Below are 17,825 nucleotides of genomic sequence, written 5' to 3' on the forward strand. Positions count from 1 at the left end.
CAGCCGCGTCGCCTACAGCCAGCCGCGGCGCTTGAACATCCGGTGCAGGCCGACGCAGATCCCCGCCATCACCAGCAGCACGGCCGGATAACCCCACCACTGCCCGAGCTCCGGCATGTGCTCGAAGTTCATCCCGTAGATCCCCGCGACCATCGTCGGGACGGCCGCCATCGCCGCCCAGGCCGAGATCTTCCGCACGTCGTCGTTCTGCCGGACCCCCATCTGCGCCAGATGCGCCGCCAGCGCGTCCGACAGCAACCGGTCCAGGCCCTCGATGTACTCGTTGGCCTTGGTCAGATGGTCCGCGACATCCCGGAAGAACGGCCGCGAATGGTCGTCGACGAACGGCACGCTGCCGAAGGCCAGCCGGTTCATCGGCTGGAGCAGCGGACTGGTCGCCCGCCGGAACTCCAGCACCTGCCGCTTGAAACCGTAGATCCGCCCCGCGATCGTCTTCGCATCGGTCGGGTTCGGGGCGAACACCTCCGCCTCCAGCTCCTCCAGATCCGCCTGGAGCTCCGCCGCCACCTCGATGTAGTGGTCCACCACCGCGTCGCTCACCGCGTACAGCACCGCGGTCGGCCCGTGCCGCAGCACCGTCTGCTCCTGCTCCAGCCGCTTCCGCACGGCCTTCAGCGCCCCGCCCTCACCGTGCCGCACGGTCACCACGAAGCAGTCGCCGACGAACAGCATCAGCTCGCCGGCGGTCACCGTGTCCGTGGCGTCGTCGTACAGGACCGGCTTGAGGACCACGAACATCGAGTCGTCGTACACCTCCAGCTTCGGACGCTGGTGTGCGGTCAGCGCGTCCTCCACCGCCAGCGGGTGCAGCCCGAACTCCCGGCTCACATGGTCGAACTCCTTCTCGGTGGGCTCGTACATGCCCACCCACAGGAACGCGTCACCCGCTGCCCGTGCCTCGGCCAGGGCATCGGAGAAATCCTCCGGCCCTTCCGTCCGCCGGCCGTTCCGGTAAATCGCGCAGTCCACAATCACGCGGGGCATTCTTCCCTGCCCCGCCCGGCCCCGCATCCCGGGCCCACCACCTACCCTTGGCCGCATGGCCACGCTGATCCTCGTACGACACGGGCGGTCCACCGCCAACACCGCAGGGCTGCTCGCCGGGTGGACCCCCGGCGTGGTGCTCGACGCACGGGGCGCCGGGCAGGCCGCCGCACTGCCGGCACGGCTCGCCGGGCTGCCGCTGGCGGCTGCCGTGACCAGTCCGCTGGAGCGCTGCCGGCAGACCCTGGAACCCCTGCTCGCCGCCCGGCCCGGACTCGCCCTGCACACCGACGACCGGATCGGCGAGTGCCACTACGGCGACTGGTCCGGCCGCAAACTCTCCGAACTCGCCGACGAACCGCTGATGAAGATCGTCCAGCAGCACCCGTCCGCAGCCGCCTTCCCCGGCGGCGAATCCATGCGCGCCATGCAGGCCCGCGCCGTGGACGCGGTCCGCGACTGGAACGCCCGCATGGACGAGGAACACGGCCATGACGCCGTCTACCTGATGTGTTCGCACGGCGACATCATCAAGTCGCTCGTCGCCGACGCCCTCGGCATGCACCTCGACCTGTTCCAGCGCATCCACGTCGACCCCTGCTCGGTCACCGCCATCCGCTACACCCCCTCCCGCCCGTTCCTCCTCCGGCTCGGTGACACCGGGGACTTCGACTCCTTCGCCCCGCGCGAGAGCAACGCGGACAAAGCCGTAGAAGACGGCGGGAACGCAGTCGTGGGCGGCGGCGCGGGCGCCGGGTGATCGAACGGCGCAGTAGGGTGGACTGACCGACCGCGTACGCAGACCTGCCGCCGGCGCCACTTCCAGGCCGGCCCTGCGCCTGGCCCCCGCTGCCGAGACTTGGAGACTGGACGTGCCCCGTCAGGTGTTCCTCTACGACCCGCCGGACCGCTTCGTGGCGGGAACGGTCGGGCTGCCTGGACGCCGTACGTTCTTCCTGCAGGCCTCCTCCGGCCCCCGCGTCACCAGCGTCTCGCTGGAGAAGACCCAGGTCGCCGCGCTGGCCGAACGCATGGACGAGCTGCTCGACGAGGTCGTACGCCGCACCGGCGGCAATGCGCCGGTCCCGGCCGTCGCCCCCGCCGAGGCGGCCGACACGGCCCCGCTGGACGTGCCGGTGGACGAGGAATTCCGCGTCGGCACCATGGCCCTGGCCTGGGACGGCGAGGAACAGCGCATGATCGTCGAGGCGCAGGCCCTGGTCGAACTCGACGCGGACTCGGAGGAAGACCTCGCCGAGGCCGAGGAGCGGCTGCTCCAGGACGAGGAGAACGGCCCGCCGATGCTCCGGGTCCGCCTCACCGGGGCGCAGGCCCGCGCCTTCGCCAAGCGGGCCCTGGACGTGGTCAACGCCGGCCGGCCCCCGTGCCCGCTGTGCAGCCTGCCCCTGGACCCGGAAGGACACGTGTGTCCGCGCCAGAACGGGTACCGGCGTCAGGTGTGACGACCGTGACCTCGATCGAGGAGCTGCTCACCCGCGGTGAGCTGACCGTCCGCGGCCGGATCGCCGAGGCCTCCAACGCCGTCCTGCTGTGCACGGTCCGCCACGACGGCACAAGTGCCACGTGCGTGTACAAGCCGGTCAAGGGCGAGCGACCGCTGTGGGACTTCCCCGACGGCACCCTCGCCCAGCGCGAGGTGGCCGCGTACCTGGTCTCCCGGGCGACCGGGTGGGAGCTCATCCCGCCCACCGTGCTGCGCGACGGCCCCTACGGCGAGGGCATGGTCCAGCACTGGATCGAGGGCGCCGAGGAACAGTCCCCGGAAGGCACCCTGCTCGCCCTGGTCGAGGGCGAGGAGGCGGGCGAGGGCTGGAAACCGGTCGCCTTCGCCGAGGTCGGCGAGGGGCGCACCGCGCTGCTGGTGCACGCCGACGACGAGCGGCTGCGGCGGCTCGCCGTCCTCGACGCCGTGATCAACAACGGCGACCGCAAGGGCGGGCACCTGCTGCCCGCCCCGGGCGGACGGCTGTACGGCATCGACCACGGAGTCACCTTCCACGCCGAGGACAAACTCCGGACCCTGCTGTGGGGCTGGGCGGGGGAGCCGCTCACCGAGGAGGCCCTCGGCGTGCTCGGCTCGCTGGCCGGGCAGCTCGCCGAGGGGGCCCCGCTCGCCACCCGGCTGGCCGAGCTGATCACCGCCGCCGAGCTGACCGCCGTACGGGAGCGAGTGGCCGGACTGCTGCGTACACGGACGCACCCGAGCCCCTCCGGGCAGTGGCCCTCCATTCCCTGGCCACCCGTCTGACCTGGGCAGCTGCCCATGCACAGAACCGGGGGGAACGCAAGAGCGCCGATCAGGTCAACAGTGCGGATCCGGTTCGTTTCCGGAACATCCGTCCGGTTAGGCTCAAGACATGCATGCCTGGCCCGCTTCTGAGGTTCCCGCCCTGCCCGGCAAGGGCCGCGACCTCCAGATCCACGACACCGCGACCCGCGGGAAGGTCACCCTTTCCCCCGGTCCCGTCGCCCGTATCTACGTCTGCGGCATCACCCCGTACGACGCGACCCACCTGGGTCACGCGGCGACCTACAACGCGTTCGACCTCGTACAGCGCGTGTGGCTCGACACCAAGCGGCAGGTCCACTACGTCCAGAACGTCACGGACGTGGACGACCCGCTGCTGGAGCGGGCCCTGCGCGACGGCCACGACTGGACCGAGCTCGCCGAACGCGAGACCGCGCTCTTCCGCGAGGACATGACCGCCCTGCGGATGCTGCCGCCGCAGCACTACATCGGCGCGGTCGAGGCCATACCGGGCATCGTGCCGCTGGTGGAGCGGCTCCGGGAGGCGGGCGCCGCGTACGAGCTCGAAGGCGACATCTACTTCTCGGTGGAGTCCGACCCCCACTTCGGCGGGGTCTCCGGCCTCGACGCGGAGGCGATGCGGCTGCTGTCCGCGGAGCGCGGCGGCGACCCCGAGCGCCCCGGCAAGAAGAACCCCCTCGACCCGATGCTGTGGATGGCCGCCCGTGACGGCGAGCCGAGCTGGGACGGCGGCTCGCTGGGCCGCGGCCGGCCCGGCTGGCACATCGAGTGCGTGGCCATCGCCCTGGACCACCTGGGCATGGGCTTCGACATCCAGGGCGGCGGCTCCGACCTGGCCTTCCCGCACCACGAGATGGGCGCCTCGCACGCCCAGGTGCTGACCGGCGAGTTCCCGATGGCCAAGGCGTACGTACACGCCGGCATGGTCGCCCTGCACGGCGAGAAGATGTCGAAGTCCAAGGGCAACCTGGTCTTCGTCTCCGCGCTCCGGCGTGAGGGCGTGGACCCGGTCGCGATCCGCCTCGCCCTGCTGTCCCGCCACTACCGGGCGGACTGGGAGTGGACGGACGAGGTCCTCGCCGAGGCCGTGGACCGGCTGGACCGCTGGCGGGCAGCCGTGTCCCGGCCGGACGGCATCCCGGCGGACGCGCTGCTCGAGGAGGTCCGGGAGGCCCTCGCCGACGACCTGAACGCGCCGGCCGCGCTGGCGGCCGTGGACCACTGGGTCGAGCGCCAGCTCGCCACGGGCGGCGAGGACGAGTCGGCCCCGGGCCTGGTGTCCCGCACGGTGGACGCCCTCCTGGGCGTCGCCCTCTAACCACCGCTCCGTTGCGCGGAACCCCCGCAGGCCGGGCCCGACCGGGCCCGGCCTGCGGCGCGTTTGCCCTCCCCGCCCTCCCCCTCGCTTCGCGGGGGGACCCCCATCCCGAAACCGGGGCTCGGCCCCGGACTGCCGCGGGGTGCCCGGCTTCGCCTGGGCACCCCGTTTCGGGGCTCTGCCCCGGAACCCGCCGGGGCGGAGCCGGTCAGGACTCCGGGGTGTCGGGGGTCTCCGGGCCGGGGAGGTCGCCCGGGTCTTCCGGACGGCGGAGCGGCGGCTGCGCCCCCCGCCCGCTCGACGGGTCACGGAAGTACGAGCCGTCCGTGGGCTCCGGCCCGGGCCCGGCGGCGGGGTCCCGGCGCCGCAGATACCGCTCGAACTCGCGGGCGATCGCCTCGCCCGAGGCCTCCGGCAGGTCGGCCGTGTCCCGCGCCTCCTCCAGCGTCTGGACGTACTCGGCCACCTCGCTGTCCTCCGCGGCCAGTTGGTCCACGCCCAGCTGCCAGGCCCGTGCGTCCTCCGGCAGTTCACCCAGCGGGATCCTGATGTCGATCAGGTCCTCCAGCCGGTTCAGCAGCGCCAGCGTCGCCTTCGGGTTGGGCGGCTGCGACACGTAGTGGGGGACGGCCGCCCAGAGGGAGACCGCCGGCACGCCTGCGTGCGTACAGGCCTCCTGGAGGATGCCGACGATGCCCGTCGGGCCCTCGTACCGGGTCTCCTCCAGGTCCATGGTCCGCGCCAGATCCGGGTCCGAGGTCACCCCGGACACCGGCACCGGCCGGGTGTGCGGGGTGTCGCCCAGCAGGGCGCCCAGGATGACCACCATCTCCACGCCCAACTCATGGGCGAATCCGAGGATTTCATTGCAGAACGACCGCCACCGCATGGACGGCTCGATTCCGCGCACCAGGACCAGGTCCCGCGGCTTGGCCCCGCCGATCCGCACCACCGACAGCCGGGTCGTCGGCCAGGTGATCTTCCGTACCCCGTTGTCCAGCCACACCGTCGGCCGGTTGACCTGGAAGTCGTAGTAGTCCTCGGCGTCCAGCGCCGCGAAGACCTCGCCCTTCCATTCCCGGTCCAGGTGCGCCACCGCACCGGAGGCCGCGTCGCCCGCGTCGTTCCATCCCTCGAACGCGGCCACCATGACCGGGTCGATCAGCTCGGGCATGCCCTCCAGCTCGATCACCCAGGTCTCCTTCCGAAGTTCCTCGTGTACGAGGGCCAGCCTATGCCTTGGAACGACGCCTGTTACAGCCCGCGGGAGCCCACGCCGAAGGGGCGGCCCCGTCCGGGACCGCCCCTCCACCGCCCTGCGGGAGCCCTACGCCTTGCGGGCGGCGAGCATCTCCTCGACCCGCGTCCGGACGGCGTCGTCGTCCAGGCCGCGGACCGTCACCGTGGTGCGCCGGCGCAGCACGTCGTCGACGGTCTCCGCCCACTCGAAGTCGCGGGCGTAGGCGACCTGCGCCCAGATCTCCGGGCCGTCCTCGTGGATCCGCTCGCCCAGCTCCGGGCGCTCGTTGACCATGCGGGCGATGTCGAAGGCCAGCGAACCGTAGTGGGAGGCCAGGTGGCGCGCGGTCAGCGGGTCCATCCGCATACCGGGCTCGCGGTCCACCAGCAGCCGGTGCGCGACCGCGTTCGGGTTGGCGACACCGGGCAGCGGGACCCGGCGGACCAGGGACTTCACCGGCTCCATGTCCTCGGTCAGCGGGCTGCCCGGGAGCTTGGCCAGCTTGTCCATCACCACGCGGCCGATGTGGCGGTACGTGGTCCACTTGCCGCCGGCGACCGACAGCATGCCGCCCTTGCCCTCGGAGACCACGGTCTCGCGCTTGGCCTTTTCCACGCCGCCGGGGCCGCCGGGCAGCACCCGCAGGCCGGCGAAGGCGTAGGTCATCAGGGACCGGTCCAGGTCGGCGTCCTTCACCGAGAACGCGGCCTCGTCGAGGATCTGCGCGATGTCGGACTCGGTGGCGCGCACGTCCGCCGGGTCGCCCTCGTACTTCTCGTCGGTGGTGCCCAGCAGCAGCTGGTCCTCCCACGGCAGGGCGAAGGTGATGCGGTACTTGTCGATCGGGGTGGCCATGGCGGCCTTCCACGGCGACTTCCGCTTCATCACGATGTGCGCGCCCTTGGAGAGGCGGATCGACGGCATGGAGTGCTTGTCTTCCATGCGCCGCAGGTGGTCCACCCACGGGCCGGTGGCGTTGAGCACGACGCGCGCGTCGATCCCGAACTCGGTGCCGTCCAGGCGGTCCTTGAGCTCGGCGCCGGAGACCCGGCCCTGGGTCATCCGCAGCCCGGTGACCTCGGCGTGGTTGAGGACCACCGCGCCGGACTCGACGGCCGCGCGGACCGTCATCACGGCAACCCGGGAGTCGTTCATCTGGTGGTCGTAGTAGACCGCGACGGCCTTCAGGTTGTCCGTGCGCAGGCCCGGGTTGTCGGCGGCGGCCCGGGCGGGGGATATCACCTTGCCGATGCCGTCGCCGAAGGCCGAGAGGGCGGAGTAGGCGAACACGCCCGCGCCCAGCTTGGCAGCGCCGACCGGTCCGCCCTTGTAGACCGGCAGGTAGAAGGTGAGCGGGTTGACCAGGTGCGGGGCCACGTCCTTGGCCAGCACCCGGCGCTCGTGGTGGTTCTCGGCGACCAGCTTGACCGCGCCGGTCTGCAGGTAGCGCAGACCGCCGTGGACCAGCTTGGAGGAGGCCGAGGAGGTGGCGCCGGCGAAGTCGCCGGCGTCCACCATGGCGACCCGCAGACCCGACTGCGCGGCGTGCCAGGCCACCGAGGTGCCCAGGATTCCACCGCCGATGACCAGCAGGTCGTACGTGGCCTTCGCCAGCTGCTCACGGGTCTCGGCGCGGCTCGCGTTCGAACCGGCGGTCGGGTGCGTGCCCAGGGCGGGCACGCTCTGCAGGCTGCTCATTGTCTTAGCTCCTCGTCGTCGCTTGCGTCAGCTCAACCAGTGCAGCGGTCAGCTGGCGTCTTCGTCGTCGACCCAGCCCATGGTCCGCTCAACGGCCTTGAGCCAGCTCTTGTACTCGCGCTCCCGCTGGTCGGCGGGCATCCGCGGGGTCCACTCCGCGGCCCGGCGCCAGTTGGCGCGCAGCGCGTCGGTGTCGGGCCAGAAGCCGACGGCCAGGCCGGCGGCGTAGGCGGCACCGAGGCAGGTGGTCTCGGCGACCATGGGACGGACCACGGGGGCGTCCAGGAAGTCCGAGAGGGTCTGCATCAGCAGGTTGTTGGAGGTCATGCCGCCGTCGACCTTGAGGGCGGCGAGCTCGACGCCCGAGTCCTTGGTCATGGCGTCGGTGATCTCACGGGTCTGCCAGGCGGTGGCCTCCAGCACGGCACGGGCGATGTGCGCCTTGGTGACGTACCGGGTGAGGCCGGCGATCACACCGCGGGCGTCGGAGCGCCAGTACGGGGCGAACAGGCCGGAGAAGGCGGGCACGAAGTAGGCGCCGCCGTTGTCCTCGACGGAGGAGGCCAGGGTCTCGATCTCGGCCGCGGACTTGATCAGGCCCATCTGGTCGCGCATCCACTGGACGAGCGAGCCGGTGACGGCGATGGAGCCCTCCAGGGCGTAGACCGGCTTCTGGTCGCCGATCTGGTAGCCGACCGTGGTCAGCAGGCCGCTGTAGGAGTTGATGATCTTGTCGCCGGTGTTCATCAGCATGAACGTTCCGGTGCCGTACGTGGACTTGGCCTCGCCCTCGGCGAAACAGGTCTGGCCGAACAGGGCGGCCTGCTGGTCGCCGAGCGCGGAGGCCACCGGCACGCCCGCGAGGACGCCCTCCTTGACCTCGCCGTAGACCTCGGCGGAGGACTTGATCTCGGGCAGGATGCCGACCGGGACGTCCATGGACTCCGCGATCTTCTCGTCCCAGGCCAGGGTGTGGAGGTTCATCAGCATGGTGCGGGAGGCATTGGTGACGTCGGTGACGTGCACGCCGCCGTTGACACCGCCGGTGAGGTTCCAGATGACCCAGGAGTCCATGGTGCCGAAGAGGATGTCGCCCGCCGCGGCGCGCTCGCGCAGGCCCTCGACGTTGTCGAGCAGCCAGCGGGCCTTCGGGCCGGCGAAGTAGCTGGCCAGCGGCAGGCCGGTCTCGCGGCGGAAGCGGTCCTGGCCGACGTTGCGGCCGAGCTCCTTGCAGAGGGCGTCGGTACGGGTGTCCTGCCAGACCAGCGCGTTGTGCACCGGCTCACCGGTGTTCTTGTCCCACAGGACGGTGGTCTCGCGCTGGTTGGTGATGCCGACCGCCTTGACGTCGGCGGAGGTGATCTCGGCCTTGGCGATGGCGCCGGCCACGACCTCCTGGACGTTGGTCCAGATCTCCATGGCGTCGTGCTCGACCCAGCCGGGCTTCGGGAAGATCTGCTCGTGCTCCTTCTGGTCGACGGCGACGATGCGGCCGTCGCGGTCGAACACGATGCAGCGGGAGGAAGTGGTGCCCTGGTCGATGGCGGCGATGAAGGGGCCGGTGCTGCTGGTCATGGTGGCTGCTCCTGACAAGTCTCGTGAGTGGCTGATGCTGACGCGGGGGCTGATCAGGCGAACGCGATGTTGTACAGACCGCCGGCGAGGACGGCACCGACGAGCGGGCCGACCACCGGGATCCAGGAGTATCCCCAGTCCGAGCCGCCCTTGTTGGACAGCGGGAGCAGAGCGTGCACGATGCGCGGACCGAGGTCACGGGCCGGGTTGATGGCGTAGCCGGTCGGACCGCCGAGCGAGAGGCCGATGCCGACGACGACGAAGGAGGTGATGAGGACGCCGATGACGCCGAGGCCCTTGCCGTCACCCTGAAGGCCCTGGGTGAGGATTGCAATGATCAGAACGAAGGTTCCGATGATCTCGGTGGCCAGGTTCTGCACGACGTGACGGATTTCCGGACCGGTGGAGAAGATGCCGAGCACCGGGCCGGCCTGGTCGTGCGGGTGCGGGTCCTCGGGGCCGAGCTTGGCGTCGCGGATGTTCTCCGGGTCCGCCAGGTGCACCTGGAACTGGCCGTAGTAAGCGATCCACATCAGGACGGAGCCGAGCATGGCGCCGAGCATCTGGCCGGCCAGGTAGACGGGGACGTCGTTCCAGACCCCGTCCTTGACGGCGATGCCGACGGTGACGGCGGGGTTCAGGTGTGCGCCGGAGAGCGGCGCGGACACGTAAGCCGCGATCAGGACGGCGAAACCCCATCCGAAGGTGATCGCGAGCCAGCCCGCGTTACGGGCCTTCGAGCTCTTGAGGGTCAGCGCGGCGCAGACGCCACCGCCGAGCAGAGTGAGCAGGGCGGTACCGATGGTCTCGCCGATGAAGATGTCGGAGGTGGACACCCGCGACTCCTTTGTCCTACGTCCAGAGGGTGGGTTGGAGACCGGTCCCGCCCGGTCGTCCGCCGCACTCGGTGAGTGCTTCACCGGTCCTGGCCTCGCTACACCCTAGCGTGTATTGCCGTTAGGTGTTCGACAATGCCGACCGGTGAACGGCAGTTTTCCGGCCAGGTGAAGAACGCGTCAAGACCCGGTCAGGTCAGATTGCCGGATCGTTACCACTAGGTACGATCGCCCAAATCAGGCCATCTGGTGGTCGTAACCCGACGAGAACAGGCCGAAAAAACGCCAAAAGAGGCCACAAGGTGGCCTCTGGGCGTATGGGGGGAAGGTCAGAACCGGCCTGCGCCGAGATCGCGGGAAACCGCCCTTGCGCAATCCCGGACCGCCGCCACCAGGGCCGGCCGCGGCTCTCCGGGCTCTCCGGGGGCCCCGCAGACCCGCTCCACGGCACCTGCCACGGCCACCGCGCCGACCGGCATCCGGCGCCGGTCGTGGATCGGGGCAGCCACCGAGGCGATGCCGTCCCAGGTCTCCTCGACGTCCGCGGCCCAGCCGCGCGCCCGGGTCAGCGCCAGCTCCGATTCGAAGCCCTCCGGATCGGTCACCGTCCGGGGCGTGAACGCCTCCCGCTCGGCCTCCAGGGCCTGGCTGTGCGCCACCGGGTCCCAGGCCGAGAGCACCTTGCCCAGGGCCGTGCAGTGCAAGGGCTGCATGGCCCCCACCTCCAGCACCTGGCGGCTGTCGTCCGGCCGGAACACGTGGTGCATGATCAGCACCCCGCTCTGGTGCAGCACCCCCACGTACACGCTCTCCCCGCTGGCCCGGGCCAGGTCGTCGGTCCACACCAGGGCGCGGGCCCGCAGCTCGTGCACGTCCAGATAGCTGTTGCCGAGCCGCAGCAGCTCGGCGCCCAGCTGGTACCGGCCGGACGCCGGGTCCTGCTCGACGAAGCCCTCGGCCTGCAGCGTGCGCAGGATCCCGTGCGCCGTCCCCTTGGCCAGCCCCAGCGAGGACGCCACGTCGGACAGCCCCAGCCGGCGCTCCCCGCCGGCCAGCAGCCGCAGCATCGCAGCGGCTCGTTCGAGCGACTGGATGTTCCGTGCCATCGGGCAGCCTCCTCCTGCTCACGTAGTTCGACAATGCTGAACACTATCGGTCGATGCCGACCTCGCGCACTGTTGACAAAGTCTGTCAAGGCCGCGTCGACGAGGACAGCCCCCCGCGCACAGAATGCAGTCCGGCCCGTGGGACGCCCTAACCGGGCCGTGCCCGGCGCGGTTACCCTGACCGCGTGCGCCTTCGATGAGTACGAAGACGCAAAGCCGACAGCCGTCGCATCCCAGGGAGCAACACCATGGCCTCGCTGCCGAACCCGCCCGCCGACACCCAGACCCGGGCCGACGCCCTCCGAGAGGCGCTCGCCACCCGCGTGGTCGTGGCCGACGGGGCCATGGGAACCATGCTCCAGGCGCAGGACCCGACGATGGAGGACTTCGAGCAGCTCGAAGGCTGCAACGAAATCCTCAACGTCACCCGCCCGGACATCGTGAGCTCGGTCCACGAGGCCTACTTCGGCGCAGGCGTCGACTGCGTCGAGACCAACACCTTCGGCACCAACTACGCGGCCCTGGCCGAGTACGAGATCGTCGAACGCAACTTCGAGCTGTCGGAGGCCGGCGCCCGCATCGCCCGCGAGGTCGCCGACCGCTTCACCGCCGAAACCGGCCGCCAGCGCTGGGTGCTCGGCTCCATGGGCCCCGGCACCAAGCTGCCCACCCTCGGCCACATCTCGTACGGCACCATCCGCGACGCCTACCAGATCAACGCCGAAGGCCTGATCAGCGGCGGCGCCGACGCCCTCCTGGTGGAGACCACCCAGGACCTGCTCCAGACCAAGTCCTCCATCATCGGCGCCCGCCGCGCCATGGAGGCCCTCGGCGTGAACATCCCGCTGATCTGCTCGGTGACCGTCGAGACCACCGGCACCATGCTGCTCGGCTCCGAGATCGGCGCGGCCCTCACCTCGCTGGAACCGCTCGGCATCGACATGATCGGCCTGAACTGCGCCACCGGCCCCGCCGAGATGAGCGAGCACCTGCGCTACCTCGCCCGGCACTCCCGCATCCCGCTCTCCTGCATGCCCAACGCCGGCCTGCCCGTCCTCGGCAAGGACGGCGCGCACTACCCGCTCTCCGCGAGCGAGCTCGCCGACGCCCAGGAGACCTTCGTCCGCGAGTACGGCCTGTCGCTGGTCGGCGGCTGCTGCGGCACCACCCCCGAGCACCTGCGCCAGGTCGCCGAGCGGGTCCACCAGCTCGCCCCCGCGGTCCGCGAGCCCCGCCCCGAGCCGGGCGCCTCCTCCCTCTACCAGACCGTTCCGTTCCGCCAGGACACCTCGTACATGGCGATCGGCGAGCGGACGAACGCCAACGGCTCGAAGAAGTTCCGCGAGGCCATGCTGGAGGCCCGCTGGGACGACTGCGTGGAGATGGCCCGGGACCAGATCCGCGAGGGCGCGCACATGCTGGACCTGTGCGTGGACTACGTCGGCCGCGACGGCGTCGCCGACATGGAGGAGCTGGCCGGCCGCTTCGCGACCGCCTCCACCCTGCCGATCGTGCTGGACTCCACCGAGGTCGGCGTCATCCGGGCCGGCCTGGAGAAGCTCGGCGGCCGTGCCGTCATCAACTCCGTCAACTACGAGGACGGCGACGGCCCCGACTCCCGGTTCGCCCAGGTCACCCGACTGGCCCAGGAACACGGCGCCGCGCTGATCGCCCTCACCATCGACGAGGACGGCCAGGCCCGCACCGTCGAGCACAAGGTCGCCATTGCCGAACGGCTCATCGAGGACCTGACCGGGAACTGGGGCATCCGCGAGTCGGACATCCTCATCGACACCCTCACCTTCACCATCTGCACCGGCCAGGAGGAGTCCCGCAAGGACGGCATCGCGACGATCGAGGCGATCCGCGAGCTCAAGCGCCGCCACCCGGACGTCCAGACCACCCTCGGCCTGTCCAACATCTCCTTCGGCCTCAACCCGGCCGCCCGCGTCCTGCTGAACTCCGTCTTCCTCGACGAGTGCGTCAAGGCCGGCCTGGACTCGGCGATCGTGCACGCCTCCAAGATCCTGCCGATCGCCCGGTTCGACGAGGAGCAGGTCACCACCGCCCTCGACCTGATCTACGACCGGCGGCGCCCCCAGCAGGGGGACGAACCGGCCTACGACCCCCTGCAGAAGCTGATGGCGCTCTTCGAGGGCGTCAACACCAAGTCGCTGAAGGCGGGCCGCGCCGAGGAACTCCTCGCCCTGCCGCTGGAGGAGCGCCTCCAGCGCCGCATCATCGACGGCGAGAAGAACGGCCTGGAATCCGACCTGGACGAGGCCCTCCAGACCCGCCCCGCCCTCGACATCGTCAACGACACCCTCCTCGAAGGCATGAAGGTGGTCGGCGAGCTCTTCGGCTCCGGCCAGATGCAGCTGCCGTTCGTGCTCCAGTCCGCCGAGGTCATGAAGACCGCCGTGGCCTACCTCGAACCGCACATGGAGAAGTCCGACGCGGAGGGCAAGGGCACCATCGTGCTCGCCACCGTCCGCGGCGACGTCCACGACATCGGCAAGAACCTCGTGGACATCATCCTCTCCAACAACGGCTACAACGTCGTCAACCTGGGCATCAAGCAGCCCGTCTCCGCGATCCTGGAAGCCGCCGAGGAACACAAGGCCGATGTCATCGGCATGTCCGGCCTGCTGGTGAAGTCCACCGTGATCATGAAGGAGAACCTGGAGGAGCTCAACCAGCGCAAGATGGCCGCCGACTACCCGGTCATCCTCGGCGGTGCCGCCCTCACCCGCGCCTACGTCGAACAGGACCTCCACGAGATCTACGAGGGCGAGGTCCGCTACGCCCGCGACGCCTTCGAGGGCCTGCGCCTGATGGACGCCCTGATCGCCGTCAAGCGCGGCGTCCCCGGCGCCACCCTGCCCGAGCTCAAGCAGCGCCGGGTCGCCAAGCGCGACGTCCCGGTCCTGGACGTGGAGGAGCCGGAGCCGGGCGGCCGGTCCGACGTGGCCGTGGACAACCCGGTCCCCACCCCGCCGTTCTGGGGCACCCGCGTGGTCAAGGGCATCCCGCTCAAGGACTACGCCTCCTGGCTGGACGAGGGCGCCCTGTTCAAGGGCCAGTGGGGCCTCAAGCAGGCCCGCGCCGGCGGCGCCACGTACGAGGAGCTCGTCGAAACCGAGGGCCGGCCCCGGCTGCGCGGCCTGCTGGAGAAGCTGCACACCGAGAACCTGCTGGAAGCCGCCGTGGTCTACGGCTACTTCCCCTGCGTCTCCAAGGGCGAGGACCTGATCATCCTCGACGACCAGGGCAACGAGCGGACCCGGTTCACCTTCCCCCGCCAGCGCCGCGGGCGCCGCCTCTGCCTCGCCGACTTCTTCCGCCCGGAGGAGTCCGGCGAGACCGACGTCGTCGGCCTCCAGGTGGTCACCGTCGGCTCCAGGATCGGCGAGGCCACCGCCCGGCTCTTCGCCGACAACGCCTACCGCGAGTACATGGAGCTGCACGGCCTCTCCGTCCAGCTCGCCGAGGCCATGGCCGAGTACTGGCACGCCCGGGTCCGCTCCGAGCTCGGCTTCGCCGGCGAGGACCCCGCCGACGTCGAGGACATGTTCGCGCTCAAGTACCGGGGCGCCCGCTTCTCCCTCGGCTACGGGGCCTGCCCCGACCTGGAGGACCGCGCCAAGATCGCCGACCTGCTCCAGCCGGAGCGGATCGGGGTCCACCTCTCGGAGGAGTTCCAGCTCCACCCCGAGCAGTCGACCGACGCGATCGTGATCCACCACCCCGAAGCGAAGTATTTCAACGCACGCTGAGACGGATCGACGTACACTTGTCGGTCCCATACAGGCCGGTCGCCTGTCTTTCCCGGGCACGCCCAGGGGAGAGAGGTGACCGGCCTTCTCGTCCCTTCCGAGAGGTCGTGCGCATGACCAGCACCGTTCCCGCCCCCGTCGCCCGCACGGCAGACGGCTCGGCCCTCCAGGCGGTGCTGCTGGACATGGACGGCACCCTCGTCGACACGGAGGACTTCTGGTGGGACGCCGAGGTGGCGGTCTTCGGAGAGCTCGGCCACCGCCTCAACGAGTCCTGGCGGTCCATCGTGGTCGGCGGCCCGATGACCCGCAGCGCCCGCTTCCTCATCGACTCCACCGGAGCCGACATCTCCGTCGGCGAACTGAGCGTGCTGCTCAACGAGCGCTTCGAGGCGCGGATCGCCGACCAGGTACCGCTGATGCCCGGCGCCGAGCGGCTGCTGTCCGAGCTGGCCCGGAACAACGTACCCACCGCCCTGGTCTCCGCCTCCCACCGCCGGGTCATCGACCGCATCCTGCAGTCCCTGGGCCCCGACCGGTTCGCCTTCACCGTCGCCGGCGACGAGGTGCCGCGCACCAAGCCGCACCCCGACCCCTACCTGTTCGCCGCCCGGGCCCTGGGCGCCCACCCCTCGCGCTGCGCCGTGGTCGAGGACACCGCCACCGGAGTCGCCGCCGCCGAGGCCGCCGGCTGCCGCGTCGTGGCCGTACCCTCGGTCGGCCTGATCGACCCCGCCCCCGGCCGGACCGTCGTCGGCTCGCTGGAGGACGTGGACCTCCCCTTCCTGCGCTCCCTCATCACCCGGCTGAACTGACGCGTGAACTGACCGCGTGAACTGACCGCGCACACGGCGTACCAGCCCGTAGCCGAACGGAACACCGCCCGGCCCCCGGTCCCGCGGAAGGATCTCTTGTACGAGGCACCGGAGGCCGAAATTCCATCCTTGCCCGGAGAGTTGCTCAGGGTGACCTTGGTCACCCGTGCAACCGCCCGGAAGCCCCTTTGGGCCCCCCATACCCTTCCCTTGTGTCCGGATTGATCAGCTCCTGACCGAATCCACCGGGGCCCGGGGGTGACCAGGCAGTTCCCTCCCATCACGGTGCGATTACACCCCAAGTCCGGCCAGTTCCAGCCATCCCGTCCCAGGCCACTAATGTCGTCGCGGGCACCTCGCCGCACCTCAGCCGCCCCGGACACACACCCACGTGCCGGGACCGCCTGGACCGATCGTCTTTACACCGGCCCGATCGTTCCGCCCAGAACGGGCGACCGCCGCGACGCGCCCTCTGTACCGCTGTGAACAAGTGCCGGTTGAGGGAGAACTTCCAGGATGAACCGCAAGACCATGGTGCTGACGGCCGCGGCCGGACTGCTCACCCCCGCGCTGACCGCATGCGGCAGCGCCGGCGGCGGAGGAGCAGGATCCGGAGCGATCGTCGTCGGAACCACCGACCGGTTCGAGGCCGCCGCATTCGCCCCCGCACCCTTCGACCCGGCCTACGCCTACGACGCCGGCGCCTGGAACGTGCTCCGCCAGACCGTCCAGACCCTGATGCACACTCCCCGCGGCGGCGGCCAGCCCGTCCCCGAGGCCGCCTCGGACTGCCGGTTCACCGACACCACCAACCAGACCTACCGCTGCACCCTGCGGCCCGGCCTCACCTTCGCCAACGGCGACCCGCTCGGCCCCGAGGACGTCAAGTTCTCCATCGACCGGGTCCTGGCCATCAAGGACGAGAACGGCCCCGCAAGCCTCCTCTCCACCCTCGACAAGATCGAGACCAAGGGCGAGGACACGGTGGTCTTCCACCTCAAGACGCCCGACGCGACCTTCCCGCACAAGCTGGCCACCCCCGCCACCGGCATCGTCAACAGCAAGACGTACGACGCCAGGAAGCTCCGCGAGGGCTTCGAGGTCGACGGCTCCGGCCCGTACACGATGAAGGCCGAAGTCAAGGACAACCAGCTGGTCCGGGCCGTCTTCAGCCGCAACACCCACTACAAGGGCGACCTCAAGCCGCAGAACGACAAGGTCGAACTGCGCATGTTCGAGGACTCCGAGTCCATGGGCAAGGCACTCACCGACGGGTCCATCCACATGGTCTCCCGCACCCTGTCGCCCGCCCAGATCCAGCAGTTCTCGGCCACCCCGCCCAAGGGCGTCAAGCTGGTCCCGCTGCCCGGCCTGGAAATCCGCTACCTCGGCTTCAACACCGAAGCCCCCGTCGTCAAGGACAAGGCCGTCCGCCAGGCCCTGGCCGCCTCCATCGACCGCGGCAAGCTCATCGGCAAGGTCTACGGCAAGAGCGCCCAGCCCCTCTACTCACTCGTCCCCAGCAGCGTCTCCGGGCACGTCAACTCCTTCTACAACAAGTACGGCGACGGAGACCCGCAGACCGCCGCGAACCTGCTGCGCCAGGCCGGCATCAAGACCCCCGTCAAGCTCACCCTCAACTACACCAAGGACCACTACGGCGACGGCACGGCCGCCGAGTTCGAGGCCATCAAGGCCCAGCTCAACGCCACCAAGCTGTTCGACGTGACCGTCCAGGGCACCGACTGGGCCGACTTCCGGCCGGCCCAGAAGAAGGGCGACTACGCCGCCTACGGGCTCGGCTGGTTCCCCGACTACGCGGACGCCGACAACTTCCTCGCTCCCTTCCTGGAGCAGGACAACTTCCTGGGCACGCCGTACGCGAACAGCACGGTGCGCACCAAGCTGATCCCCGAATCCCGGCGCGCGGCCGACCGAAACCACGCCGCCTCCGCCATCGGGGAGATGCAGGACATCGTCGCCGAGGACGTGCCCGTCCTGCCGCTCTGGCAGGGCAAGCAGTACGTCGCCGCGCGCGACGGCATCACCGGGGTGGAGTGGTCCGTGAACTCCATCTCCGACCTCCAGCTCTGGGAACTCGGCCGCGGCGTCAGCGGCTGAAACCTGCGGCAACCGGCAGCGGGCGTCGCGGCCGGCGATCAAGGC

Annotated in this window: 13 protein-coding genes; 7 read left to right on the plus strand and 6 right to left on the minus strand. The window is 70.5% G+C overall.

Annotated features, from left to right (window positions below):
- Window positions 1-12 precede the first annotated feature (12 nt).
- Window positions 13-1,005 carry a magnesium/cobalt transporter CorA gene (gene corA, locus DEJ50_RS26805; protein WP_150210654.1) on the minus strand — a complete coding sequence of 331 codons (993 nt, stop codon included), beginning with the start codon at window positions 1,003-1,005 and terminating at the stop codon, window positions 13-15.
- A 55-nt stretch (window positions 1,006-1,060) separates the two neighbouring features.
- On the opposite strand from corA, the gene DEJ50_RS26810 reads away from it, so the two are divergent.
- From DEJ50_RS26810 to mshC, 4 genes are all read left to right on the plus strand, one after another.
- Window positions 1,061-1,765, plus strand: coding sequence for a histidine phosphatase family protein (locus tag DEJ50_RS26810; protein WP_150210655.1), 705 nt, complete (start codon window positions 1,061-1,063; stop codon window positions 1,763-1,765).
- 112 nt (window positions 1,766-1,877) lie between these two features.
- Window positions 1,878-2,468, plus strand: a complete 591-nt coding sequence (locus tag DEJ50_RS26815; protein ID WP_150210656.1) for a DUF3090 domain-containing protein — start codon at window positions 1,878-1,880, stop codon at window positions 2,466-2,468.
- Window positions 2,432-3,274 carry an SCO1664 family protein gene (locus tag DEJ50_RS26820; RefSeq protein WP_190344715.1) on the plus strand — a complete coding sequence of 281 codons (843 nt, stop codon included), beginning with the start codon at window positions 2,432-2,434 and terminating at the stop codon, window positions 3,272-3,274. Before DEJ50_RS26815 ends, DEJ50_RS26820 begins: the two co-directional genes overlap by 37 nt.
- A gap of 109 nt (window positions 3,275-3,383) precedes the next feature.
- Entirely contained in the window at window positions 3,384-4,613 is a 1,230-nt protein-coding gene (mshC, locus tag DEJ50_RS26825; RefSeq protein WP_150210658.1) for a cysteine--1-D-myo-inosityl 2-amino-2-deoxy-alpha-D-glucopyranoside ligase, read from the plus strand.
- Window positions 4,614-4,821: 208 nt separating this feature from the next.
- Here mshC and DEJ50_RS26830 read toward each other — a convergent pair whose 3' ends face one another.
- The 5 genes from DEJ50_RS26830 to DEJ50_RS26850 all read right to left on the minus strand — a co-directional run bounded on the left by DEJ50_RS26830 (window position 4,822) and on the right by DEJ50_RS26850 (window position 11,068).
- Window positions 4,822-5,805: a PAC2 family protein gene (locus tag DEJ50_RS26830; protein ID WP_150210659.1), complete on the minus strand. Its 984-nt coding sequence runs from the start codon at window positions 5,803-5,805 to the stop codon at window positions 4,822-4,824.
- 135 nt (window positions 5,806-5,940) lie between these two features.
- Window positions 5,941-7,551 (minus strand): glycerol-3-phosphate dehydrogenase/oxidase, encoded by a 1,611-nt coding sequence (locus tag DEJ50_RS26835; protein ID WP_150210660.1) that lies wholly within the window; start codon window positions 7,549-7,551, stop codon window positions 5,941-5,943.
- Window positions 7,552-7,599: 48 nt separating this feature from the next.
- Window positions 7,600-9,126, minus strand: a complete 1,527-nt coding sequence (gene glpK / locus DEJ50_RS26840; RefSeq protein WP_150210661.1) for a glycerol kinase GlpK — start codon at window positions 9,124-9,126, stop codon at window positions 7,600-7,602.
- A gap of 53 nt (window positions 9,127-9,179) precedes the next feature.
- Complete coding sequence (locus DEJ50_RS26845) at window positions 9,180-9,962, minus strand: MIP/aquaporin family protein (RefSeq protein ID WP_150210662.1); 783 nt, start codon at window positions 9,960-9,962, stop codon at window positions 9,180-9,182.
- A gap of 329 nt (window positions 9,963-10,291) precedes the next feature.
- A complete protein-coding gene (locus tag DEJ50_RS26850) occupies window positions 10,292-11,068 on the minus strand; it encodes an IclR family transcriptional regulator (RefSeq protein ID WP_150210663.1) in 777 nt (258 codons plus the stop codon).
- A gap of 248 nt (window positions 11,069-11,316) precedes the next feature.
- On the opposite strand from DEJ50_RS26850, the gene metH reads away from it, so the two are divergent.
- The 3 genes from metH (at window position 11,317) to DEJ50_RS26865 (ending at window position 17,780) form a co-directional block, all read left to right on the plus strand.
- The gene (gene metH, locus DEJ50_RS26855) at window positions 11,317-14,844 is read left to right on the plus strand and encodes a methionine synthase (protein ID WP_150210664.1); all 3,528 of its coding nucleotides are present in this window, start codon (window positions 11,317-11,319) and stop codon (window positions 14,842-14,844) included.
- A 113-nt stretch (window positions 14,845-14,957) separates the two neighbouring features.
- The gene (locus DEJ50_RS26860; protein WP_150210665.1) at window positions 14,958-15,659 is read left to right on the plus strand and encodes an HAD family hydrolase; all 702 of its coding nucleotides are present in this window, start codon (window positions 14,958-14,960) and stop codon (window positions 15,657-15,659) included.
- A gap of 516 nt (window positions 15,660-16,175) precedes the next feature.
- The gene (locus DEJ50_RS26865) at window positions 16,176-17,780 is read left to right on the plus strand and encodes an ABC transporter substrate-binding protein (RefSeq protein WP_150210666.1); all 1,605 of its coding nucleotides are present in this window, start codon (window positions 16,176-16,178) and stop codon (window positions 17,778-17,780) included.
- Window positions 17,781-17,825 lie beyond the last annotated feature (45 nt).

Source organism: Streptomyces venezuelae, from assembly GCF_008642295.1.
In the GTDB taxonomy this organism is placed as follows: Bacteria; Actinomycetota; Actinomycetes; order Streptomycetales; family Streptomycetaceae; genus Streptomyces; species Streptomyces venezuelae_C.

What these genes read in the sequence shown, in the direction of transcription:
- corA (WP_150210654.1), bottom strand. Translation starts at nt 1,005, where the DNA reads ATGCCCCGCGTGATTGTGGACTGCGCGATTTACCGGAACGGCCGGCGG.
- DEJ50_RS26810 (WP_150210655.1), top strand. Translation starts at nt 1,061, where the DNA reads ATGGCCACGCTGATCCTCGTACGACACGGGCGGTCCACCGCCAACACC.
- mshC (WP_150210658.1), top strand. Translation starts at nt 3,384, where the DNA reads ATGCATGCCTGGCCCGCTTCTGAGGTTCCCGCCCTGCCCGGCAAGGGC.
- DEJ50_RS26835 (WP_150210660.1), bottom strand. Translation starts at nt 7,551, where the DNA reads ATGAGCAGCCTGCAGAGCGTGCCCGCCCTGGGCACGCACCCGACCGCC.
- glpK (WP_150210661.1), bottom strand. Translation starts at nt 9,126, where the DNA reads ATGACCAGCAGCACCGGCCCCTTCATCGCCGCCATCGACCAGGGCACC.
- DEJ50_RS26850 (WP_150210663.1), bottom strand. Translation starts at nt 11,068, where the DNA reads ATGGCACGGAACATCCAGTCGCTCGAACGAGCCGCTGCGATGCTGCGG.
- metH (WP_150210664.1), top strand. Translation starts at nt 11,317, where the DNA reads ATGGCCTCGCTGCCGAACCCGCCCGCCGACACCCAGACCCGGGCCGAC.
- DEJ50_RS26860 (WP_150210665.1), top strand. Translation starts at nt 14,958, where the DNA reads ATGACCAGCACCGTTCCCGCCCCCGTCGCCCGCACGGCAGACGGCTCG.
- DEJ50_RS26865 (WP_150210666.1), top strand. Translation starts at nt 16,176, where the DNA reads ATGAACCGCAAGACCATGGTGCTGACGGCCGCGGCCGGACTGCTCACC.